This is a genomic window from Pseudomonas petroselini, assembly GCF_045037875.1.
Taxonomy (GTDB): Bacteria; Pseudomonadota; Gammaproteobacteria; order Pseudomonadales; family Pseudomonadaceae; genus Aquipseudomonas; species Aquipseudomonas petroselini.
In genome coordinates, this window is sequence record NZ_CP173614.1 from 5,134,547 (window position 1) to 5,153,412 (window position 18,866).

Consider the following 18,866-nt stretch of genomic DNA (forward strand, 5'->3'; position numbering starts at 1 on the left):
TGCGCCTTGCATCCTGTATGACAGACGCCCGGCAGGTAGCGAGTGTGTGGCGGCGTGTGGTGAGACGGTTCCAGCGTGCCTGCGAGGCAGGCACCTGCGCGAATCAGGCGGATCGTGCTGAAACTATCCCACGCAAGCCAGCGCTCACCGTCTAGAGGTTTGCTGCCGGGAGGATCGCACTCAGGTCCAAATGGCCATCCTTCAACGGCGGGCACCAGTAGTAACCGCCGGTCAACGGCGTGCTGATGCGGTACAGGCCATCGACAATCCCGTCTTCCAGGCCGCTCATGCGGCGCAGTTGCGCCTCGAACGCATCGAAGGAATGGCCGAACGCGAGGAACATTAACCCGGCCTGGCCGTTCTCGGCCCAGGGCATCGAACGGCGTACCACGAAGGCTTCCGGGGTGAAGCTTTCCTGCGCGGTGCGCTTGGTGTGGGCGGATTCGGGGGCGTCTTCGAGTTCTTCGTTGTCACCATGGCGTCGGCCGATGATGTGATCGCGCTCCTGTGCAGGCAAGGCGGCGAAGCCGTCGAGGTCGTGCTGCCATTGCTGGAGGGCGGCGAAGCTGGCGCCGCTGTCGGTCAGGGCGGCTTCAACCGCCGAGTCGTCGTGGGGGTTTTCGGTGCCGTCTTCGTAGTCGGTGAGGTCGAAGCCCGTCTTGTAGCGGAAGCCTTCGATCATCTGCACCAGCCGAAACGCCGGGGCCAGGGCCTTTTCAACGGCGCGGCTGCGCAACAGCAGCTCACCGCGATCCACGCCATGCAACCACACCCACAACGCCTGTTGGGTGGACGGGTTGTGCGCGCCCGGTCCGCTGACCATCGGGAAGGCGCGCAGGCCCTCAATCCGGGCGCCGAGTGCGGTGACCAGCGGCTCACCCACACCGATCACTGCCGCCGAATCGGCCCACTGCACCAGTGCGTCCAGCGCAGCAGGCACGGCGGCCAGGGAGTCCACGGCAAAAAACAGATGACGTGCCTGCAACGGCACCGGTGCGGCAAGAATGCCCGGCTGGTACTGACTCATGTGAACTCCTTCAAGAAAGCCGCGCAGTTTACCCGGCGAGCGCCCCTGTGCGTACTGCAAAGCGCACAAGCCTTGCCATAGAGCCCCGTGTTGGGTGACTCTCTAGTCATGTTTTGCAACTATTCCAGGGGTAGCGACATGACCACCAGCAACCTGCTCACCCAGCTGTTTCCCACCTCCACCGCCGATATTCCCGAACAGTTCCGCCTGGCGGCGCCTATTGAGCAGCGTGATTACCTGGTCGACGGCCAGTTGCAGGTATGGAGCGGCCCCTTGGCCCAAGTCCTCAGCCCGGTGCAACTGGGCGATGCACGCGTGCACATCGGCAGCACGCCATTGCTGGATGCCGACACCGCCCTCACCGCCCTCGACGCCGCCGTGCGCGCTTATGACCGTGGCCAGGGCGAATGGCCGACGATGCGCGTGGCAGACCGCATCCAGCATGTCGAAGCGTTCTTGCGGCGCATGCGTGAACAGCGTGATGCGGTGGTCAAGCTGCTGATGTGGGAAATCGGCAAGAACCTCAAGGATTCGCAGAAAGAATTCGACCGCACCTGCGACTACATCACCGACACCATCAATGCCCTCAAAGAACTCGACCGTCGCTCCAGCCGCTTCGAGCTGGAACAGGACACCCTCGGCCAGATCCGCCGCGTACCACTGGGCGTGGCGCTGTGCATGGGCCCCTACAATTACCCGCTGAATGAAACCTTCACCACGCTGATCCCGGCGCTGATCATGGGCAACACCGTGGTGTTCAAGCCGGCCAAGCTCGGTGTGCTGCTGATCCGCCCGTTGCTGGAGGCGTTCCGCGACAGCTTCCCGGCCGGGGTGATCAACGTGATCTACGGCAGCGGCCGCGAAACGGTCAGCGCGCTGATGGCCAGCGGCAAGATCGATATCTTTGCGTTTATCGGCACCAACAAGGCCGCCAGCGATTTGAAAAAGCTGCACCCCAAGCCGCACCGCCTACGTGCGGCGCTGGGCCTGGATGCGAAAAACCCCGGCATCGTGCTGCCTGAGGTGGACCTGGACAATGCCGTCAGTGAAGCCGTCACCGGTTCGTTGTCGTTCAATGGCCAGCGCTGCACCGCGTTGAAAATCCTGTTCGTGCATGAAGATGTCGTCGACAGTTTTATCGACAAATTCAATAAAAAAGTCGCCACGCTCAAGCCCGGCATGCCGTGGGAAGACGGTGTGGCGCTGACGCCATTGCCCGAAGCAGGCAAGGTGGATTATCTCAACAGCCTGGTAGCCGATGCCGCGCAACACGGCGCCAAGGTGGTGAATGAACACGGCGGTGAAAGTCGCGGCACGTTCTTCTACCCGGCGGTGCTGTACCCGGTGAACCCGCACATGCGCGTTTACCATGAGGAACAGTTCGGCCCGGTGGTGCCGATCGTGCCTTACCGTGACCTGGAGACCGTGATCGAGTACGTACTGGACTCGGATTTCGGCCAGCAACTGAGCCTCTTCGGCACCAATGCCGTGGAGGTCGGGCGCCTGGTGGATGCCTTCGCGAACCAGGTCGGCCGTATCAACATCAACGCCCAGTGCCAGCGCGGCCCGGACACCTTCCCGTTCAATGGGCGCAAGAACTCGGCCGAAGGCACGTTGTCAGTGCATGACGCCTTGCGTGTGTTCTCCATCCGCACGCTGGTGGCGACCAAGTTCCAGGAGAGCAACAAGGCGCTGGTCAGCGACATCCTGCGCAACCGTGACTCAAGCTTCCTGACCACCGACTACATCTTCTGAAAACAACACACACCCTGAATTTTGAGGCCACTTTAAGACCGATGAACCTGCCCTTCTTCGCCCGGCGCCTGCTGCGCCCCTTGCTCGACCCGTACCGCCGTTATCGCCATGCCAAACTGATCCACGCCGTGCGCGTGTCCATCGGCTTGCTGGCCACCATCCTGCTGACCACCGGCATCAACCTGCCCCACGGTGAGTGGGCCTCGGTGACCATGCTGATCGTGATCGGCGGCTTGCAGCACCACGGCAATATCGGCAAGAAAGCCGTGGAGCGCGCCTACGGCACCTTGATCGGCGCCAGCGTCGGTTTGGTGCTGGTGGTGCAACAGGCTTATTTCGGCCAGCCGTTTTTGACCTACCTGTTGATGTCGGCGGTGTGCGGGTTCTTTTCGTATCACGCCATCGGCAAGGGCGGCTATATAGCGCTGCTGTCGGCAATCACCGTGTTTATCGTCGCGGGCCATGGAGACAACCCGATCTCGGACGGCCTGTGGCGCACGGTCGATATCCTGATCGGCATCGTCCTGGCCCTGGCGTTCTCCTTCGCCCTGCCGCTGTACGCCGTGTACTCCTGGCGCTACAACCTGGCCAGCGCGCTGCGCGATTGCGCCGAGATTTACAGCCGGATCATTAATGGCGAGTCAGTCACCGACGATCAACACCTGAAGCTGCTTAACCGGCTGAATGCGGCGATGTTGCAGTTGCGCTCGTTGATGCCGTCGGTGTCCAAGGAAGTGCGGATATCAATGACCGAACTGGACACGATCCAACGTCATCTGCGCATGTGCATCAGCACCCTGGAGATTCTCGGCAATACGCGCCCGGATCCGCGGGATGAACAGGCGACGGCACGGATGCAGGTGATGTTGAAGGCCGAGCACCGGCAGATTCGAGTGCAATTGGTGGGGATGGCGCGGGCCTTGAAGTCGGGGGTAACGGAGCGATTGGAGCGGCCAAGTCACGCCAGCGGTGCTGAGCCTGCGCTGGACGTGCCGGTGTATAGCGCGTTGGATGGCTATCGGCTGCTGACGTTGCAGCTGGCGCAGAATGTGGATGCGATGCGCCAGCGGCTGGCCAAGAGTGCGGGTCGCTGGAAAATCTGAATCCGCTCGCCGAAATAGGAAAATTCCCAAAGATTTACGGATTTCAAGGTTTTCACACTTTGCCTTACAAAGTTTTCACGTTTTGTTCACATCGCGGAACGTAGGGTGAAGCCTCATCCGTTACAAACGTTGTACATCAAGCCCGCCGCCCCAGCGGGCTTTTTTTTGCCTGAAAAACCGCTCAGCGAGAAGCCTTGGCGACAGGCGCTGCGGCGTGTTCGCGAATGGCGCGCTGAGTGTCCAGCACCTTGGCCAGCGCATGTTCCGCTTCCGGGCTCTGCTGCGGGACGCGAATCGCCGCCGACACCAGGGTGATCAACTTGGCCATCACCTCGGCATCCGTCGCCGGACGGCCCAGGCTCATGGAGTTCATCAACAAGCGCAGCTCGGTGCCGGCCATCACGCCGGAAATGGCCTTCAGGGCAAACTGCAAACGCACCCCCAATTCATTGCGCGGCAGGTCCGGCAACGCCAGGGCGAAGGCTTCGAAGAAACGCTGGAACACCGGCTGGTAATGCACCTTGAGGTATTCCTGGATAAACGGCGACGTATCGCTGTACACCCGCCCCAGGAAACGGATGAACGAACGCCCTTCCCCACTGGCGCTGGCCGGGTCGCTGCGCTCCAGGCCCATGGCCGGGGCGAACAGCACGCCGAGCAACGTGTCGCAATCCAGCGGCCCGTCGGACTCGGCTTCACAGCGGGCCAACAGTTCCAGGCGCTGCTCGTTGAGCGGCTCCAGACGCTGCTTCAGCAGGGTTTGCATCAGGGAATCCTTGTCCCCGAAGTGGTAGTTCACCGCCGCCAGGTTGACCTGGGCACGCTCGGTAATCTGCCGCAACAAAACCGCGTCATAGCCGTATTTGATGAAGAGAGCCTCTGTCGCATCCAGCAGTCGAGTCTTGGTGATGTTTGGAGCGCTGACTTTCTTCGCGACCATAGAAGTTCCACGTGGGAAATATTGTTTTAAAAAATAATTTGATTTTTTATACCGGTGCCGTCGCTCGAAAGCAAGTAGTGACACTGCGCCATATGATCGAAAGCCTTGGCCGACGGGTTCCCCGGAGCGAGGCAAGCGTGTTTTGATCCGCCTTCCGGCCCCCTGAAGTAAGGCTTTTCCCAAGCTGAAACGGCTCTACATCGATGGCTGGCGAAGCAGCTGGAACGCGGTTAGTATTCAAACAATATTTTAAAAACAAGAAGCAAAAAAGGTCCATGGCGCGCGCCGAGGCGACCCCCTAACTTGTTACAAGGCTTTACCAGGGGAAGAGGACGGCAGCGTCGAGACTGAAGGCGTATTCATGATAGATACCCCCGCGCACCCAGGCTTGATCTCCCTGCAAGGCATCGGCAAGCACTATCAGCTGGCCGGGCAACACCTGTCCATTCTCAATGATGTATGCCTTTGCATCGCCCGTGGCGACAGCTGCGGCATCCTCGGCGCCTCGGGTTCCGGCAAAAGTACCCTGCTCAATATCCTGGGCCTGCTGGACCTGCCCAACGGCGGCCAGTACCACTTTGCCGGCCATGACATTTTCAACGCCACCCCTGATCAGTTGGCGGCCATCCGCAACCAGCAGATCGGCTTCGTGTTCCAGAGCTTCAACCTGCTGCCACGCCTCAGTGCCCTGGATAACGTCGCCCTGCCCTTGAGCTATCGCGGCGTATCGCGCCAGGAATCGGTGGAGCAGGCCCTGCGCATGCTCGAACAGGTCGGCCTGGCCGACCGCGCCCACCATCGCCCCGCCGACCTCTCCGGCGGCCAACGCCAACGCGTCGCCATTGCGCGCGCACTGGTGGGCAAGCCCTCGGTCATATTGGCCGATGAACCCACCGGCAACCTCGACAGCACCACGGCCCAGGACATCATGGACCTGCTGCTGGCCCTGAACCGCGAGCAACAAGTCACCCTGATCATCGTCACCCACGACCCGCATATTGCCGAGCGCCTGGAACGTAAGATCCTGGTACGCAATGGCGTGGTGCAAGAGGTTGGGCGCCTATGACCCCGCAGGTAGAGAGCAGCCTGCGGGTCGAACAGAGCCTCAGCCAACTGCTGCATGAAGCGTTCGTCAGCCTGCGCACCCTGGGCAAGCGCTCGATCCTGGCGCTGCTGGGTATCGTCATCGGCAGTTCATCGGTGGTGGCGTTGATCAATATCGGGCACAACGCGGCGGTGGACGCCGCGATGATTTTCAAGGACATGGGCACCGACACCCTGGTCGCCCAGTTCCCGGCCAAGAACGGCGGCACTATCACCACGCCCGCTCGCCTTGACCTGGACGCCGTGCGCCAAGCGGTACCGGGCATTACCCACATCGGCGCCCTCACCTTATTCAGCGGGCCCATCGTGTTCCACGGCCGGACCGTCAACGCCAACTTCGTCGGCAGCACGCCGGACATCAAGGACGCGATGCGCCTGGTGGTGCAACAGGGACGTTTTCTGTCGAGCTTCGATGCCAACGAAACCTACGCCGTGATCGGTGCCCCGTTGGCCGACGCCCTGGGTTCGCCGGGCGACCCACTGAAACTGGGCGACCGCGTGCGCATCAACGACTACCTGTTTCTGATCGTGGGCATCCTGCGCAGCCAGCCACGCGCGATGCTGATGCCGGTGCAGGCCAATGAGTCGCTGTTCATTCCTGCCGAAGGCATGCGCCGTATCTACGCCATGCCGCAGATCGGCAACGTGATCATCCGCGCCGCGCCCGGCCAAGACATGGAACGCCTTGCCCAAGAGGCCGCCGCAGCCTTGAAACCACAACTGCCCGACCACGATGTGGACATCCAGGTGCCCCAGCAAATGATCGACGGCATGACCCGGCAAAGCCGCACCTTCGCCTACCTGCTGCTGGCCCTCGGCGCGATCTCCCTGGTCGGCGGCGGCGTGGGGGTGATGAACGTGATGTTGATGAACGTCTCGGAGCGCCGTCGTGAGATCGGCATTCGCATGGCCCTCGGCGCGCGCCAGCGAGATATCCGTAACCTGTTCCTGCTTGAAGCCGTAACCCTCACCGCCGTCGGCGCCCTGTGTGGTGCGGTGCTGGGCATGACCGCTGCCTGGCTGTATGCCTGGCTGTCAGGCTGGGCGTTTGCCCTGGCCGTCGCCGCCCTCCCGCTGGGCGTGGGCAGTACACTGCTGGTGGGGTTGTTCTTCGGCCTCTACCCGGCGATCTCGGCCTCACGGCTGCAGCCGGTGGAGGCCCTGCGCGATGAATAAGTGGCTGCTGTGGCTTGCCCTGGTCAGCCTGCCGGGCGTGGCGGCCGACGTGGTGATCAAGCCGTCGGCACCGAGCACGACGCGCAGCGGCTATGAGCGCAGCGTCTCGCTGAATGCCCAGCTCACCACCCTGACCCTGGGCGATGCGGTGTACCTGGGCCTGCGCAACAACCCGGCGATCCGCAGCGCGTACCTGCAACGGGTGGCCCAGAAATTCGACCTGCGCGTGGCCGAAGACGTGTTCAACCCCAAACTCACGCTCAACAGCGCGTACCGCAGCACCCGCGGCTCTGCCGACAATGCGCGCAATGCCAACGTGGCGCCGGCCACCAGCCTGCTCGGCGAGTACGGTACGCGCTTGAGCATGGCCTGGACCCAGCAACTGAACACCGCCGACCGCGCCGGCCGCTACCGCAGCGACGGCCTGGACCTGGCGATCATCCAACCGTTGCTGCGTGGCGCCGGCTGGGACGCCACCACCGCGCCGCTGCGCCTGTCGCGCCTGTCGGAGCAGGCCAACCGCCTGAACCTCAAGGCCACGGTGGCGCAGACCATCAGCCAGATCATCGCCACCTACCGCGAACTGCTGCGCGCCCAAGAACAACTGAGTATCGTCCAGGACGCCCTCAAGCGGTCCGGTACCTTGCTGGAAGTGAACAAGGCGTTGATCAGTGCCGGGCGCATGGCCGAGTTCGAAATCGTACAGACCGAAGCCGATATCGCCACCCAGCAACTGGGGGTGGAAGAGGCGCAAAACCAACTGGACACCAACCGCCTGTCGCTGCTGCGCCTGCTGGCCCTCGACCTGTCCACGCCGATTCGCGCCACCGAAGCCCTGGAGGCCAGGCCCATGCAGATCGACAAGCGCCAGGCGTTCAACCTGGCGCAGACCCAGCAGCCGGAATACCTCGCCGCCCTGCTCGGCAGCCAACAGGCTGACCTCAACCTGGTGATCGCCAAGGACTCCGGGCGTTGGCAGGTGGACCTGGTGGCCGGCGCCAACCAGGTACGCGACGCCTACGACAACGACACAGGCCGCTCCAACAACCGCACCTGGGACAGCTACGCTGGGGTGCAGGTGCAAATCCCCATCGGCGATATCAGCACGCGCCAGGCCGAAGTGCGCGCGCGGGTGAATGTGGAGGACCAGGAGATCCGCATCACCGATGCACGCCAGGAACTGGAACGCAGCGTCAACGATGTAGTGCGCGACCTCGGCACGCGCTGGCGCCAGTATGAAATTTCCCAGCGCGCGGTGGAGTTGTCGCGGCGCAAGATCGAGATCGAGCGGGAGAAACTCAGCGCCGGGCGCTCCACTAACTTCCAGGTGCTGAGTTTCGAGACCGACCTGCGCAACGCCGAAAATGCGCGCCTCAATGCGCTGATCGCTTATTTGAACGCCCAGACCCAGCTCGACTTGACCCTGGGCATGACGCTGGAAAGTTGGGAAATCGCCCTCAATGACTACTAATCAGAAACGCCTGCTGGGCGCTGTATTGATCGTGCTGCTGGCGGGCGCAGGCCTGGCCCTGCGCAGCCCTGCGTCCGATCCGGCGACCACCGCCGAGCACTGGCAGGAGGTGAAAGCCGACGCGCTGGTGCACCAGATCGGCCTGGTGGGCAGGATCGAACCCGACACCACCATCACCCTCACCGCGCCCTTCGACGGCAACGTACAGGCCAACCTGGTGGAACAAGGCCAGCGGGTCGAGGCCGGCCAAGTGCTGTTGCGCATGGACCCGGCGACCCTGGAAGTGCAGCTGCGTGAAGCCCTCTCCACGCAGCTCAAGGCCCGGCGCACCGTGCAAGAGATGCAGGACTGGAACAACGGCCCTACCGTCAGCCGCGCGCGCCGCAGCCTGCGCACCGCCGAAATGACCGCCGGCAACACCCAGCGCAAACTCACTGAAAGCGAAAACCTGTTCAAGCGCGGCATCATCCCGCGCAATGAGCTGGACGACCTCAAGCAACAAACCCAGCAGCAACAACTGGACCTCGCTTCCGCGCGCAGCGAACTGCAACAGGCCATCGACCAGGGCAAAGGCGAATACCGCCAGATCGCCGATATGGAACTGACCAATGCCACGGTGAAATACGAGGCCCTGCACACGTTGCTCGAAGGCAAGGACGTCAAGGCGCCGTTCGCCGGCATCGTGGTGCCACCGCCCGGCAATCCGTCACCCCAAGGCGGCGGTAACAACACGGCCCCGGTGCAGGCCGGCAGCAAGGTCAGCCAGGGCCAGGTGCTGTTTGGACTGGCGAATATCGAACGGCTGAAAATCGTCGCCAAGGTGTCGGAGCTGGATATCAACCAACTGCACCAGGGCCAGGCGGTTGAAGTACTGGGGGATGGGTTTGATGGCGAGCGGCTGACCGGTTCGGTGAGCGTGGTCAGTGGCTTGGCGATTGCCAATGACAGCCAGGGCAGCGCGCAGTTTCCGGTGACGTTATCGATTCCCAAGCTCACGCCGCAGCAGTTGCAGCGGGTGCGGCTGGGGATGAGTGCGCGGTTGACCATCGTGACCTACAACAATGCGCAGGCGATTGTGGTTCCGAGCCAGGCGATCCAGGCGGACAAGACCGTTGAGTACCGCGAGGCGATGGATAAGCCGGTGGAGCGGGTGAAGGTGACGACCGGGCAGTCGACGGCGCAGGGGGTTGAGGTGTTTGGGCTTAGGCCGGGTTTCGTAAAAGTCGGAAGCTGAACACGGTTCAAACTGTGGGAGCTGGCAAGCCAGCTCCCACCTTCAGATTTTTGTGAGCGTTGAGGCCAGCGCCTTGGCTTGCAGCGCTACATCCGTTACCGCCGTACTCTCCCACCACATCCCCCGCAACGGCGGCCCCATGGCGAACAACCGCTGGCTGACCTGCCCCTGCGCATCCAGCACCGCCCCCGACGCATCCGCCGTAATCCCCAACGCCAGCGGCCCTGGCTGGATCAGCCCACGCTTGAGCAACTGCTGCGGGAGCGGCCGGGCCACGCGGCGCCAATCGTATTCGATGCCGCTGGAGTTGATCAGCGCTGCGCCCGACACCTGGGTCACCGCGTGCTCGCCGCGATAACGCAAGCGAATGGTCACCCCTTGCGTCGCAGGTTCCAGGCCTTTGAACGACGCCGCCCGGATCCGCAACCGCCCTTCCTCTTGCAAGCGCGCCACCAACTGCGCGCTCAACGGCGGCGAGCGGTGGTGATGGCTCTCCCACCACGGCCGCACATGCCTCACGAACTGGCGTTTCTCGCCCTCGCTGGCCTGGCTCCAAAGACGGCCGATGTGCGCACGCACGGTGTCCAGCGGTGCCTGCCAATCGATGCCCTGCGCGTGCGCAATAGCGCATTGCCGACGCACCTCACGCAGCAATTGCCGGGGGCTGCGCAGACGGTGATCCTCGCCGAGGAAATCCACCCAACTCGGCGGTTGCCGGCGCACATGGGGCAGCAGGCCGTGGCGCGAGAAAATTTCGATTGGCCCGCGATGCCCGGCCTGCTCGAGGGAAACCACGGCGTCGACCATGGTCAGCCCGGAACCGATGATCAGCACCGTCGCTTGCGGGTCAATCTCGGTCATCGCGCTCACATCCCAGGGGTCCACCGCCGCCGCGTTCAACCCGCTGGACTCGGTCTGTGGCGTACGCGCCGCCGGGAACATGCCGGTGGCCAGTACCGCGAACGCGCCGCGCAGTTGCTGGCCGTTGTCGAGGGTCAGCAGCGTTGAGGCTTCCTCCACGCGCAGGTCGACCACTTCACCGCGCACATGCTCGACGCTGGACGCTGACTGCGCCTTCGCCTCGGCCAAGCGTTGCTGGGCGTACAAGCCGAAAATCCCGCGTGGCGGGAACAGTTCGCTGATCGGTACGTGCTGCTGATCCGACTCAGGCCAGCCGCCAGCGCCGATAAAGTCGGTCAGCCATTCGGTCAGGTCGTCGGCATTGTCCGGGTCGACACTCATGCGCGCCGCATTGCCGTTCAGGGTGTGGCCCAGCTCGACGGCGCTGTAGGCCTCGCCCCGACCGAGTTCCGCGCGCGGCTCGATCACCAGGATCTGGCGCTGGCCAGGCAGGCGCAACAGTTGCACGGCCAGCATCGTGCCGCTCAGGCCGCCGCCGATGATCAGTACATCAGCGTTGCGGATGGATTCAGTCATGCGGAGTCGCCCTTACTGTTTGCCCAGATAAATGTCATGCAAGTCGCCCCGCGCCAGCAGTTCAGCGGCGCTGCCACTCAAGGCCACGCGGCCAGTATCCAATACGTAGCCGTGGGACGCATAGTTCAGCGCGACGTTGATGTTCTGCTCGGCGATCAGGAAGCTCACCTGCTGCTCACGGTTGAGCTGCGCGATGATCGCGAAGATCTCCTGCACGATCATAGGCGCCAATCCCATGGACGGCTCGTCGAGCAGTACCAACGTAGGGCGGGTCATCAACGCCCGGCCGATGGCGACCATCTGCTGCTCGCCGCCGGAGGTGAGGCCGGCGCGGGTGTGGCGCTTGGTCTTGAGCCGTGGGAACCAGGCGTAGATGCGCTCCAGGTCGTGCGCCATGTCCTTGCGGCTCAGGCGCCGCACGAAGCCGCCGCTGCGCAGGTTGTCTTCCACGCTCAACTGGCCGAACACATGGCGGCCTTCCAGCACGTGGACCATGCCCTGGCGCACGCGCTGGCTGGGGTCGATGCCGGCCAGGTCGGCGCCGGCGTATTCGATCGTGCCCCGGCTGACCTCGGCCCGCTCGGCACGCACCAACCCGGAGATGGCCTTGAGCGTGGTGCTCTTGCCGGCGCCATTGGCACCGAGCAAGGCGACGATGGCGCCCTTGGGCACGCTCAGCGACACCCCGGCGACCGCGAGGATGGCGCCGTCGTAGATCACTTCAATATCGTTGACCGTCAGCAGCGACGGGCGTGTGGTGTCGGTGGCGGGCTGGCTCATGGTTTATTCATCCCCGGTGCAGGTACGTGGCGTCAGGCCTTTTTCCTTGGCGAACGCTGCCGACTTTTCATTGATCAGCGGGCGCAACAGGGCGCGGTCGGCGGCGATCCAGTCGCTGATCAGCGTCCAGTGAGCGCCGTCCCACTGCTGCACGCGCGCCGAGCCGCCGCCTTCGTGGTCGCGGCACGACAGTTTGAGGTTCTGCATCAGGCCCAGGTAACCCATGTCCTTCAAGCGCGCATCGTCGATGTTCAAGTGCTCCAGGCCCCAGCGGCCTTCTTCGCCATTGAGCGGGCGCTTGCCGAACTTGGCCTGGCCGGTGCGGATCGCTTCCACCGCCACGGCGGCGTTCACCAGGCCGGAGTTGTAGTAGACGCTGCCGAAGTTCTTCAGGTCCTTCAGGTCACTGTGGCCTTTGTCGAGGATGTAGCGCTTGAGGCGCTTGTGGATCTCAAAGTCGGCACCGGCTGGGTACGGCGTGAGCGCCAGGTAGCCTTTGGCGGCGGCACCGGCGGGCAATACGTCTTCGCTGGAGCTGGCCCAGATATCGCCAATGATGTGGTCCACCGGGAAGCCGAAGCGCGCGGCGGTCTTCACCGCGACCGGCGTGGACACGCCCCAGGTGCGCAGGAACACCCAGTCCGGGTTGGCCTGGCGCACCTGGCGCCATTGCGCAGATTGTTCGTTGCCAGGGTCGGCGACCGGAATCTGGATGTTTTCGAAGCCATATTTTTCGGCGAGCAGTTTCAGCGGGCCGAGGGTTTCACGACCGTAGGCCGAGTCGTGGTAGACCGTGGCGATCTTCTTGCCCTTGAGTTTGTCGAAACCGCCTTCGCGCTGCGCAATGTAGTTCACCAGCGTCGACGCCTCGCTGTAGAAGGTCAGCATCACCGGGAAATTGTAGGGGAACACCGTGCCGTCTGTGGCTTCGGTACGGCCGTAGCCGAGGGTGATCAGCGGGATCTTGTCGACTTCCGCCCGCTCGCTCAGCGCGTACGCCGCCGGGGCGCCGTTGGGCTGGTACACCGCGACCGGGGCGCCATCCAGGCCATTCTTGAAGCGCTCGTAGCACTCGATGCCCTTCTCCGCCGTCCATTCGGTCTCGCATTCCTGCCACACCAGTTTGACGCCGTTGATGCCGCCTTCGACCTCGTTGATGTAACGCAGGTAATCGATCATCCCCGCCCACACCTGCACGCCACTCGACGCATAGGCACCGACACGGTAAGTCGCGAGGGGAAAGAATTGCTGGTCGGGCGAGGCCACCGCCTGAGGCACAGCACCGGCCAGGGCAGCCAGCGCGAAGGCGGCGCCGGCCAGGGAACGTTTCAAGGATGCACGCATTTGGATTCTCTTAGTCAGTCAGAAACGTAGGGGCCATTGACGCAGCCGATCGCGAAGGTTGTGCAACAGGCGAATCAAGCCCTCGGGTTCCTTGATCAGGAACACGATGATCAACACGCCAAAGATGATTTTCTGCAGGTTCTGCAACTGCCCCGCATCCACCGCGCCACCAAACAGCGCCTGCCCGGCGTGGCTGAGAAAGATCGGCAGCAGGCTGATAAAGGCCGCGCCGACAAAGTTGCCGGCGATGCTGCCCATGCCGCCGATAATGATGATGAACAGGATCTGGAACGAACGATTGATATCGAAGCTGCTGGCGCTGGCCGTTCCCAGGTAGGCAAAGGCCCACAGCGCGCCGGCGATGCCCAGGTAGAACGAGCTGACCGCGAACGCCAGGCGTTTGTAGCGCACCACCGGAATGCCGACCACGGCGGCGGCGGTGTCCATGTCGCGGATCGCCATCCAGTTGCGCCCGACCTGGCTCCGCACCAGGTTGATCGCGGTCCAGGTCAGCAGCAGCACGGTGACCAGGGTCAGCAGGTAGCGGCCCAACGGCGTGTTGAGGTCGTGACCGAACAGCGCCAGCTTCGGCGCGGAGATAGTCCCGGACGAACCGTAGTTGTAGAACCACGGAAATTTGACGAACAGCCACTCCAGGAAAAACTGTGCGGCCAGGGTGGTGACCATCAGGTAGAAGCCCTTGATCCGCGAACTGGGCAGGCCGAACAACAGGCCGACCAAGGCGCTGATGACCCCACCGCCGAGCAGCGCCACCGGCAAACCCAATTCAGGCAGGCGTAACAGAAATCCATAGGTGGCAAACGCGCCGACGGCCATGAAGCCGGCCGCCCCCACCGATGTCTGTCCGGTGTAGCCGGTGAGCAGGTTAAGGCCCAGCCCGGCCAGCGACAGCACCAGGAACGGGATCAGGATCGCATTCAGCCAATAGTCATTGCCCCACAGCGGCACCGCGATAAAGGCCAGCGCCAACAGGCCGATCAGGGCCCAGGGGATGCGCCGCTGAATCAGCAGCAACGGCGCGGTTTCTTGCGCAAGGGGGATCGACATGGTTTCAGACTCGCTCGATGGCGCGCTCGCCGAACAGGCCGGCGGGACGGATATACAGGAAGGCCAGGGCCAATACGTAGGCGAACCACGGCGTGATACCGCCGCCGATCAACGGGCCGATGTACACCTCGGCGAGGTTCTCCGCCGCGCCGACAATCAGCCCGCCGACAATCGCCCCGCCAATCGAGGTAAAGCCGCCGATAATCAACACCGGCAAGGCCTTGAGCACCACCAGCGACAACGAGAATTGCACGCCTTGACGCGCGCCCCACAGCAGCCCGGCCACCAGCCCGACGATCCCGGCCACCGCCCAGACAATCTGCCAGATGCGGTTGAGGTTGATGCCAATGGACAGCGCCGCCGTGGTGTCATCCGCTACCGCGCGCAGCGACACGCCGATGCGGGTCTTGTTGAACAGCAACGCCAGCACCGTCACCAGCACCACAGCGGCGGCGGCAGCGATCAGGTCGAACTGGCTGAGCATCAGCGGGCCGACGAACAGCGGCACGTCGTCGATACCCAGGTCGAGGGCGCGCACCTGAGCGCCCATCAGTCCCTGGGCCAGGCCTTCGATAATGAACGACAGGCCCAGCGTCGCCATGAACAAGGTGATCTGCGAACGGTTCACCAACGGCCTCAAGACCAGGCGCTCGATGAACAAGGCGCCGACGATCATTACGATCATCGTCAGCAGCAGTGCCAGGGCAAACGGCACGCCCTGATCATGCAGGCTGACAAAGGTCAGCGCGGCGAACAGCAGCATCGAGCCCTGGGCGAAATTGAACACGCCACTGGCCTTGTAGATCAGCACGAAGCCGATGGCGACCAGCGAGTACATGGTGCCGGCGAGCAGGCCGCCGAGCAGGGTTTCAAAGAAGAACGTCATCCGTTTACCACTCCCAGGTAGGCCGCGATCACCTCGGGATTGGCCTGCACGTCCGCAGGCGTGCCGTCACCGACCTTGCGCCCGTAATCAAGCACCACCACGTGGTCGGACAGGCCCATCACCACGCCCATGTCGTGTTCGATCAACACCACGGTGGTGCCGAGGTCGCGGTTTACGTCGGCGACGAAGCGCGCCATTTCCTGCTTTTCTTCGGCGTTCATGCCGGCCATGGGCTCATCCAGCAACAACAAGCTCGGCCCTGCGATCAACGCCCGGCCGAGTTCCACGCGTTTTTGCAGGCCGTAGGAAAGGTTGCCCACCAACACCTCCCGGTGAGCTTGCAGTTCAAGGAATTCGAGAATGCCCTGGGCCCGCAGCCGGAACGCTTCGGCTTCGCGGCGTGCGCGGGGTAAGCCGAGGGCCTGTTCGATAAAATTGCTGCGCATGTGCCGTGACAGGCCGGTGAGAATGTTGTCGAGCACGCTCATCTTTTTGAACAGCGCGTTGTTCTGGAAGGTGCGACCAATGCCGCGACGCGCAGCCCCCAAGGGGTCGATGCGGTGGAAGTGTTGGTCTTCGAAGACAATCTCGCCGGCATCGAAGCGATACACACCATTGAGCACGTTGAGCAGCGAACTTTTACCTGCGCCATTCGGCCCGATCAGCGCGCAGATTTCGCCGCGCGCCACCTCGAAGGACAAGGCATTGATCGCCTTGACGCCCTTGAACGACAGCGAGATATCCCGCACCTGCAAAATGGCCTGGCTCATGCGATGTCCCGTGTGAACTCAGCCAGCCAGGTCGGTTCGGCCGTCGGTTTAAGCGGTTGCCAGATGTAGGCCAGGCGTTGGAAACCCAGCAGCTTGCGCACGCGGTTTTTCAGCAGGCGACGCACGCCGCTCTGCGGGTGGGCGATGGCCCAGTCGCACAAACGTCGGCGCCAGGTGCCGTGAGGCGCCAGGCGGCTTTCGATCTCATCGGCCAGATGCTGCAAACGCACGGGCGACAACAGCAGGCCGGTGGGGGCGACTTCGCTGCGATCGCGCCGCGCCGAGGCCAGGCTTTCCGGGAAGGCCAGGCCGTGACCGCTGTTCAGCCATTGCTCCAGCACCACCGCGAGACCGCCCTGCCAGTGGGTGCCCTCTTCGCTCCACAACGCGGTTTCGCCCGTGGGCTGCCACCAGCGTGCGAGGTGTTGCGCGGGGTCCAGCGGGCCGAGTAATTGGGCGAAATCCAGTAGATTCGCCGACTGCCAATCCCGTACGTGCTGGCGGCCTTGCACATAAGAGTGAGTGGGGCGAATGCGCCACAGGTGGTGCTGGAGCGCCTCGGGATCCAGGTCATCGGCCAGGGTCAAGACCTGCCCGCCGATGGCGTGCGCCGCCAGCGCCAGCAACAACAGGTTCGGTTCGAACGCACCGCTGAGGGCCAGCCGCGACTGCTCGCTGAAACCCTGATGGCGCAACCCGTCGGCCAGGCGTTCCACGTCACGCAAGGCGTCGATCCAGCGCCACGCATACCACTGCCCCTGGCGCTTGTGGCGCAGGGCGGTGTGCAGCGGCGTGATCTGCGCCCAGTGGTGCAGTTGTTCCAGGGCCTTGGGCAGGTTGCCGAGCCGTTCGGCGGGCCATTCCAGGGCCAGTGGGCGGTTGAGTGCGTGCACGCTCATAGGGGTAGTGCTCCTATTGGGGTGTGTGCGTGCGGTGGTCCGCTGGCTGGATTATTTGGATCAACACCGATCTACTGTGGGAGGGGGCTTGCCCCCGATGGCGGTGTGTCAGTCACAAGTGCCTTGACTGGACTGCCGCTATCGGGGGCAAGCCCCCTCCCACATTGGTTATGTGCGCGTCAGATAAATTGCGGTAACCGGCACCAGGGTGGTTGGAGGCCAACCTTGCGCCGTCGCCAAACAACTTCTCGCGCAACGTACCCTCGGCGTACTCAGTCTTGTACACCCCACGCTTCTGCAACTCCGGCACCAACAGGTCCACGGCGTCGATGAAGGTTTCATGGGTCAGCGCGTAGGCCAGGTTGAAGCCGTCGACATCGGTCTCTTCGACCCATTCCTGCAACAGGTCCGCCACGGTTTCCGGGCCGCCGACAAACAAGGGGCCGAAGCCGCCGATGCCGACCCAATCGGCCAGTTCGTTTGGGGTCCAGACCTTGTTCGGGTCCGCCGTGGAGAAGGCTTCCACCGCCGACTGGATGGCGTTGGTGTGCACGTGCTTGAGCGGTTCATCCGGTTTGAACTGGCTGAAATCGATGCCGGTCCAGCCGGAGATCAGCGCCATTGCGCCTTCGTAGCTGACGTAGGATTTGTATTCGTCAAACTTGGCTTTGGCCTTGGCATCGGTCTCGCCGACGATCACCGTCTGCAAGTTGAAGATCAGGATCTTCTTCGGATCGCGCCCGGCTTCGGCGGCACGGCGGCGGATGTCGGCGACGGTCTTTTTCAGCAGCACCTTGGACGGCGCGGCAACGAACACGCACTCGGCCTGCTCGGCCGCAAACTGCTTGCCACGGCTGGACGCACCGGCTTGGTAGAGCACCGGCGTGCGCTGCGGCGACGGCTCGCACAAATGAATGCCGGGCACCTGGAAGTGTTTGCCGACGTGGCGGATCTCGTGGATCTTGCTCGGGTCGCTGAAAATCCGGCGCTCGCGGTCGCGCAACACCGCACCCTCCTCCCAACTGCCCTCCCAGAGTTTGTAGCAGACCTCCAGGTATTCCTCGGCGTAGTCGTAGCGCGCGTCGTGTTCGGTCTGGGCTTTCTGGCCAAGGTTCTTGGCGCCGCTTTCCAGGTAGGAGGTGACGATGTTCCAGCCGATGCGGCCCTTGGTCAGGTGGTCGAGGGTGGAGAGTCGGCGGGCGAACGGGTACGGATGTTCGAAGGACAACGACGCCGTCAGGCCAAAACCCAGGTGCTCGGTGACCAAGGCCATCGGCGCGATCAACGACAGCGGGTCATTGACCGGCACTTGGGTCGCCTGGCGAATTGCCGCCTCGCCATTGCCGTTGTAGACGTCATAGATGCCCAGCACATCGGCGATAAACAGGCCATCGAACTTGCCGCGCTCAAGGATTTTGGCGAGGTCGGTCCAGTATTCCAGGTCCTTGTACTGCCACGAACGGTCACGCGGATGCGCCCACAGGCCCGGGGATTGGTGGCCGACACAGTTCATGTCGAAGGCGTTCAAGCGGATTTCACGGGACATCAAAGCACTCCGTTGAGGTGGTAGTTACCGACAACCTGGTATTTCCAGCGCAGGGGGTCATCGAGGGTCGGCGGCAGTGCGGTGCGTTGGCCGGTGAGTTCGAATTCGGCGTTGCTGGCAGCGATCAAGGCTTCGGCGGCCGCGATCTGCGCTTCGGTCGCAGCGACCGGGCTGGGATGGGTTTCGGCGCGCTCAAGCAAGGCGGCGGCCACGTCGACGCGGATCTGCAGATCGCCGAAGCGGCTGATCACATAGGGGTCATCGCTTTTCTCGACATGGCGGCGGGTGCTGTCCAACAGTTGGCGCGCAAGCTTCAGTGTGGTCAT

General features: G+C 63.3%; 17 protein-coding genes. 6 read left to right on the forward strand and 11 right to left on the reverse strand.

The window, feature by feature from the left end; all coding sequences use genetic code 11:
* Positions 1–151: 151 nt before the first annotated feature.
* The gene (locus tag ACI512_RS23590) at positions 152–1,027 is read right to left on the reverse strand and encodes a Dyp-type peroxidase (protein WP_250947842.1); all 876 of its coding nucleotides are present in this window, start codon (positions 1,025–1,027) and stop codon (positions 152–154) included.
* A 138-nt stretch (positions 1,028–1,165) separates the two neighbouring features.
* Between ACI512_RS23590 and ACI512_RS23595 the strand changes: the two genes are divergently transcribed.
* Positions 1,166–2,782 carry an NADP-dependent glyceraldehyde-3-phosphate dehydrogenase gene (locus ACI512_RS23595; protein WP_064055374.1) on the forward strand — a complete coding sequence of 539 codons (1,617 nt, stop codon included), beginning with the start codon at positions 1,166–1,168 and terminating at the stop codon, positions 2,780–2,782.
* A gap of 41 nt (positions 2,783–2,823) precedes the next feature.
* Positions 2,824–3,885 carry an FUSC family protein gene (locus tag ACI512_RS23600; RefSeq protein WP_122811585.1) on the forward strand — a complete coding sequence of 354 codons (1,062 nt, stop codon included), beginning with the start codon at positions 2,824–2,826 and terminating at the stop codon, positions 3,883–3,885.
* Between the two features lie 181 nt (positions 3,886–4,066).
* Here the strand turns inward: ACI512_RS23600 and ACI512_RS23605 are convergent, their stop codons facing one another.
* Positions 4,067–4,825 (reverse strand): TetR/AcrR family transcriptional regulator, encoded by a 759-nt coding sequence (locus ACI512_RS23605; protein WP_012724971.1) that lies wholly within the window; start codon positions 4,823–4,825, stop codon positions 4,067–4,069.
* A 361-nt stretch (positions 4,826–5,186) separates the two neighbouring features.
* Here ACI512_RS23605 and ACI512_RS23610 point away from each other — a divergent pair, with 361 nt between their 5' ends.
* Genes ACI512_RS23610 through ACI512_RS23625 form a run of 4 tightly spaced genes read left to right on the forward strand, consistent with a single transcriptional unit; the run spans position 5,187 to position 9,810 of the window.
* Positions 5,187–5,891 (forward strand): ABC transporter ATP-binding protein, encoded by a 705-nt coding sequence (locus tag ACI512_RS23610; RefSeq protein ID WP_064055372.1) that lies wholly within the window; start codon positions 5,187–5,189, stop codon positions 5,889–5,891.
* Positions 5,888–7,105, forward strand: a complete 1,218-nt coding sequence (locus ACI512_RS23615) for an ABC transporter permease (protein ID WP_236382177.1) — start codon at positions 5,888–5,890, stop codon at positions 7,103–7,105. The genes ACI512_RS23610 and ACI512_RS23615 overlap by 4 nt, the downstream gene beginning before the upstream one ends.
* On the forward strand, positions 7,098–8,576 hold the full coding sequence (locus ACI512_RS23620) for a TolC family protein (protein ID WP_236382176.1): 1,479 nt from the start codon (positions 7,098–7,100) through the stop codon (positions 8,574–8,576). Before ACI512_RS23615 ends, ACI512_RS23620 begins: the two co-directional genes overlap by 8 nt.
* On the forward strand, positions 8,566–9,810 hold the full coding sequence (locus ACI512_RS23625) for an efflux RND transporter periplasmic adaptor subunit (protein WP_236382174.1): 1,245 nt from the start codon (positions 8,566–8,568) through the stop codon (positions 9,808–9,810). The genes ACI512_RS23620 and ACI512_RS23625 overlap by 11 nt, the downstream gene beginning before the upstream one ends.
* 42 nt (positions 9,811–9,852) lie before the next feature.
* On the opposite strand, the gene ACI512_RS23630 is transcribed toward ACI512_RS23625, so the two are convergent.
* From ACI512_RS23630 to ACI512_RS23670, 9 genes are all read right to left on the reverse strand, one after another.
* On the reverse strand, positions 9,853–11,247 hold the full coding sequence (locus tag ACI512_RS23630; RefSeq protein WP_236382172.1) for an FAD/NAD(P)-binding protein: 1,395 nt from the start codon (positions 11,245–11,247) through the stop codon (positions 9,853–9,855).
* Between the two features lie 12 nt (positions 11,248–11,259).
* Positions 11,260–12,027, reverse strand: coding sequence for an ABC transporter ATP-binding protein (locus ACI512_RS23635; protein ID WP_064055367.1), 768 nt, complete (start codon positions 12,025–12,027; stop codon positions 11,260–11,262).
* A gap of 3 nt (positions 12,028–12,030) precedes the next feature.
* Complete coding sequence (locus ACI512_RS23640; protein WP_236382170.1) at positions 12,031–13,371, reverse strand: ABC transporter substrate-binding protein; 1,341 nt, start codon at positions 13,369–13,371, stop codon at positions 12,031–12,033.
* Positions 13,372–13,389: 18 nt separating this feature from the next.
* Positions 13,390–14,439 (reverse strand): branched-chain amino acid ABC transporter permease, encoded by a 1,050-nt coding sequence (locus tag ACI512_RS23645; RefSeq protein WP_012724979.1) that lies wholly within the window; start codon positions 14,437–14,439, stop codon positions 13,390–13,392.
* A 4-nt stretch (positions 14,440–14,443) separates the two neighbouring features.
* Complete coding sequence (locus tag ACI512_RS23650; protein ID WP_236382166.1) at positions 14,444–15,325, reverse strand: branched-chain amino acid ABC transporter permease; 882 nt, start codon at positions 15,323–15,325, stop codon at positions 14,444–14,446.
* Positions 15,322–16,095 (reverse strand): ABC transporter ATP-binding protein, encoded by a 774-nt coding sequence (locus ACI512_RS23655; protein WP_012724981.1) that lies wholly within the window; start codon positions 16,093–16,095, stop codon positions 15,322–15,324. The genes ACI512_RS23650 and ACI512_RS23655 overlap by 4 nt, the downstream gene beginning before the upstream one ends.
* The gene (locus tag ACI512_RS23660; protein WP_231807376.1) at positions 16,092–16,994 is read right to left on the reverse strand and encodes an AMP-binding protein; all 903 of its coding nucleotides are present in this window, start codon (positions 16,992–16,994) and stop codon (positions 16,092–16,094) included. Before ACI512_RS23660 ends, ACI512_RS23655 begins: the two co-directional genes overlap by 4 nt.
* A 112-nt stretch (positions 16,995–17,106) precedes the next feature.
* Complete coding sequence (locus ACI512_RS23665; protein WP_231807377.1) at positions 17,107–18,540, reverse strand: LLM class flavin-dependent oxidoreductase; 1,434 nt, start codon at positions 18,538–18,540, stop codon at positions 17,107–17,109.
* Positions 18,540–18,866 (reverse strand): acyl-CoA dehydrogenase, encoded by a 327-nt coding sequence (locus ACI512_RS23670; protein WP_012724984.1) that lies wholly within the window; start codon positions 18,864–18,866, stop codon positions 18,540–18,542. Before ACI512_RS23670 ends, ACI512_RS23665 begins: the two co-directional genes overlap by 1 nt.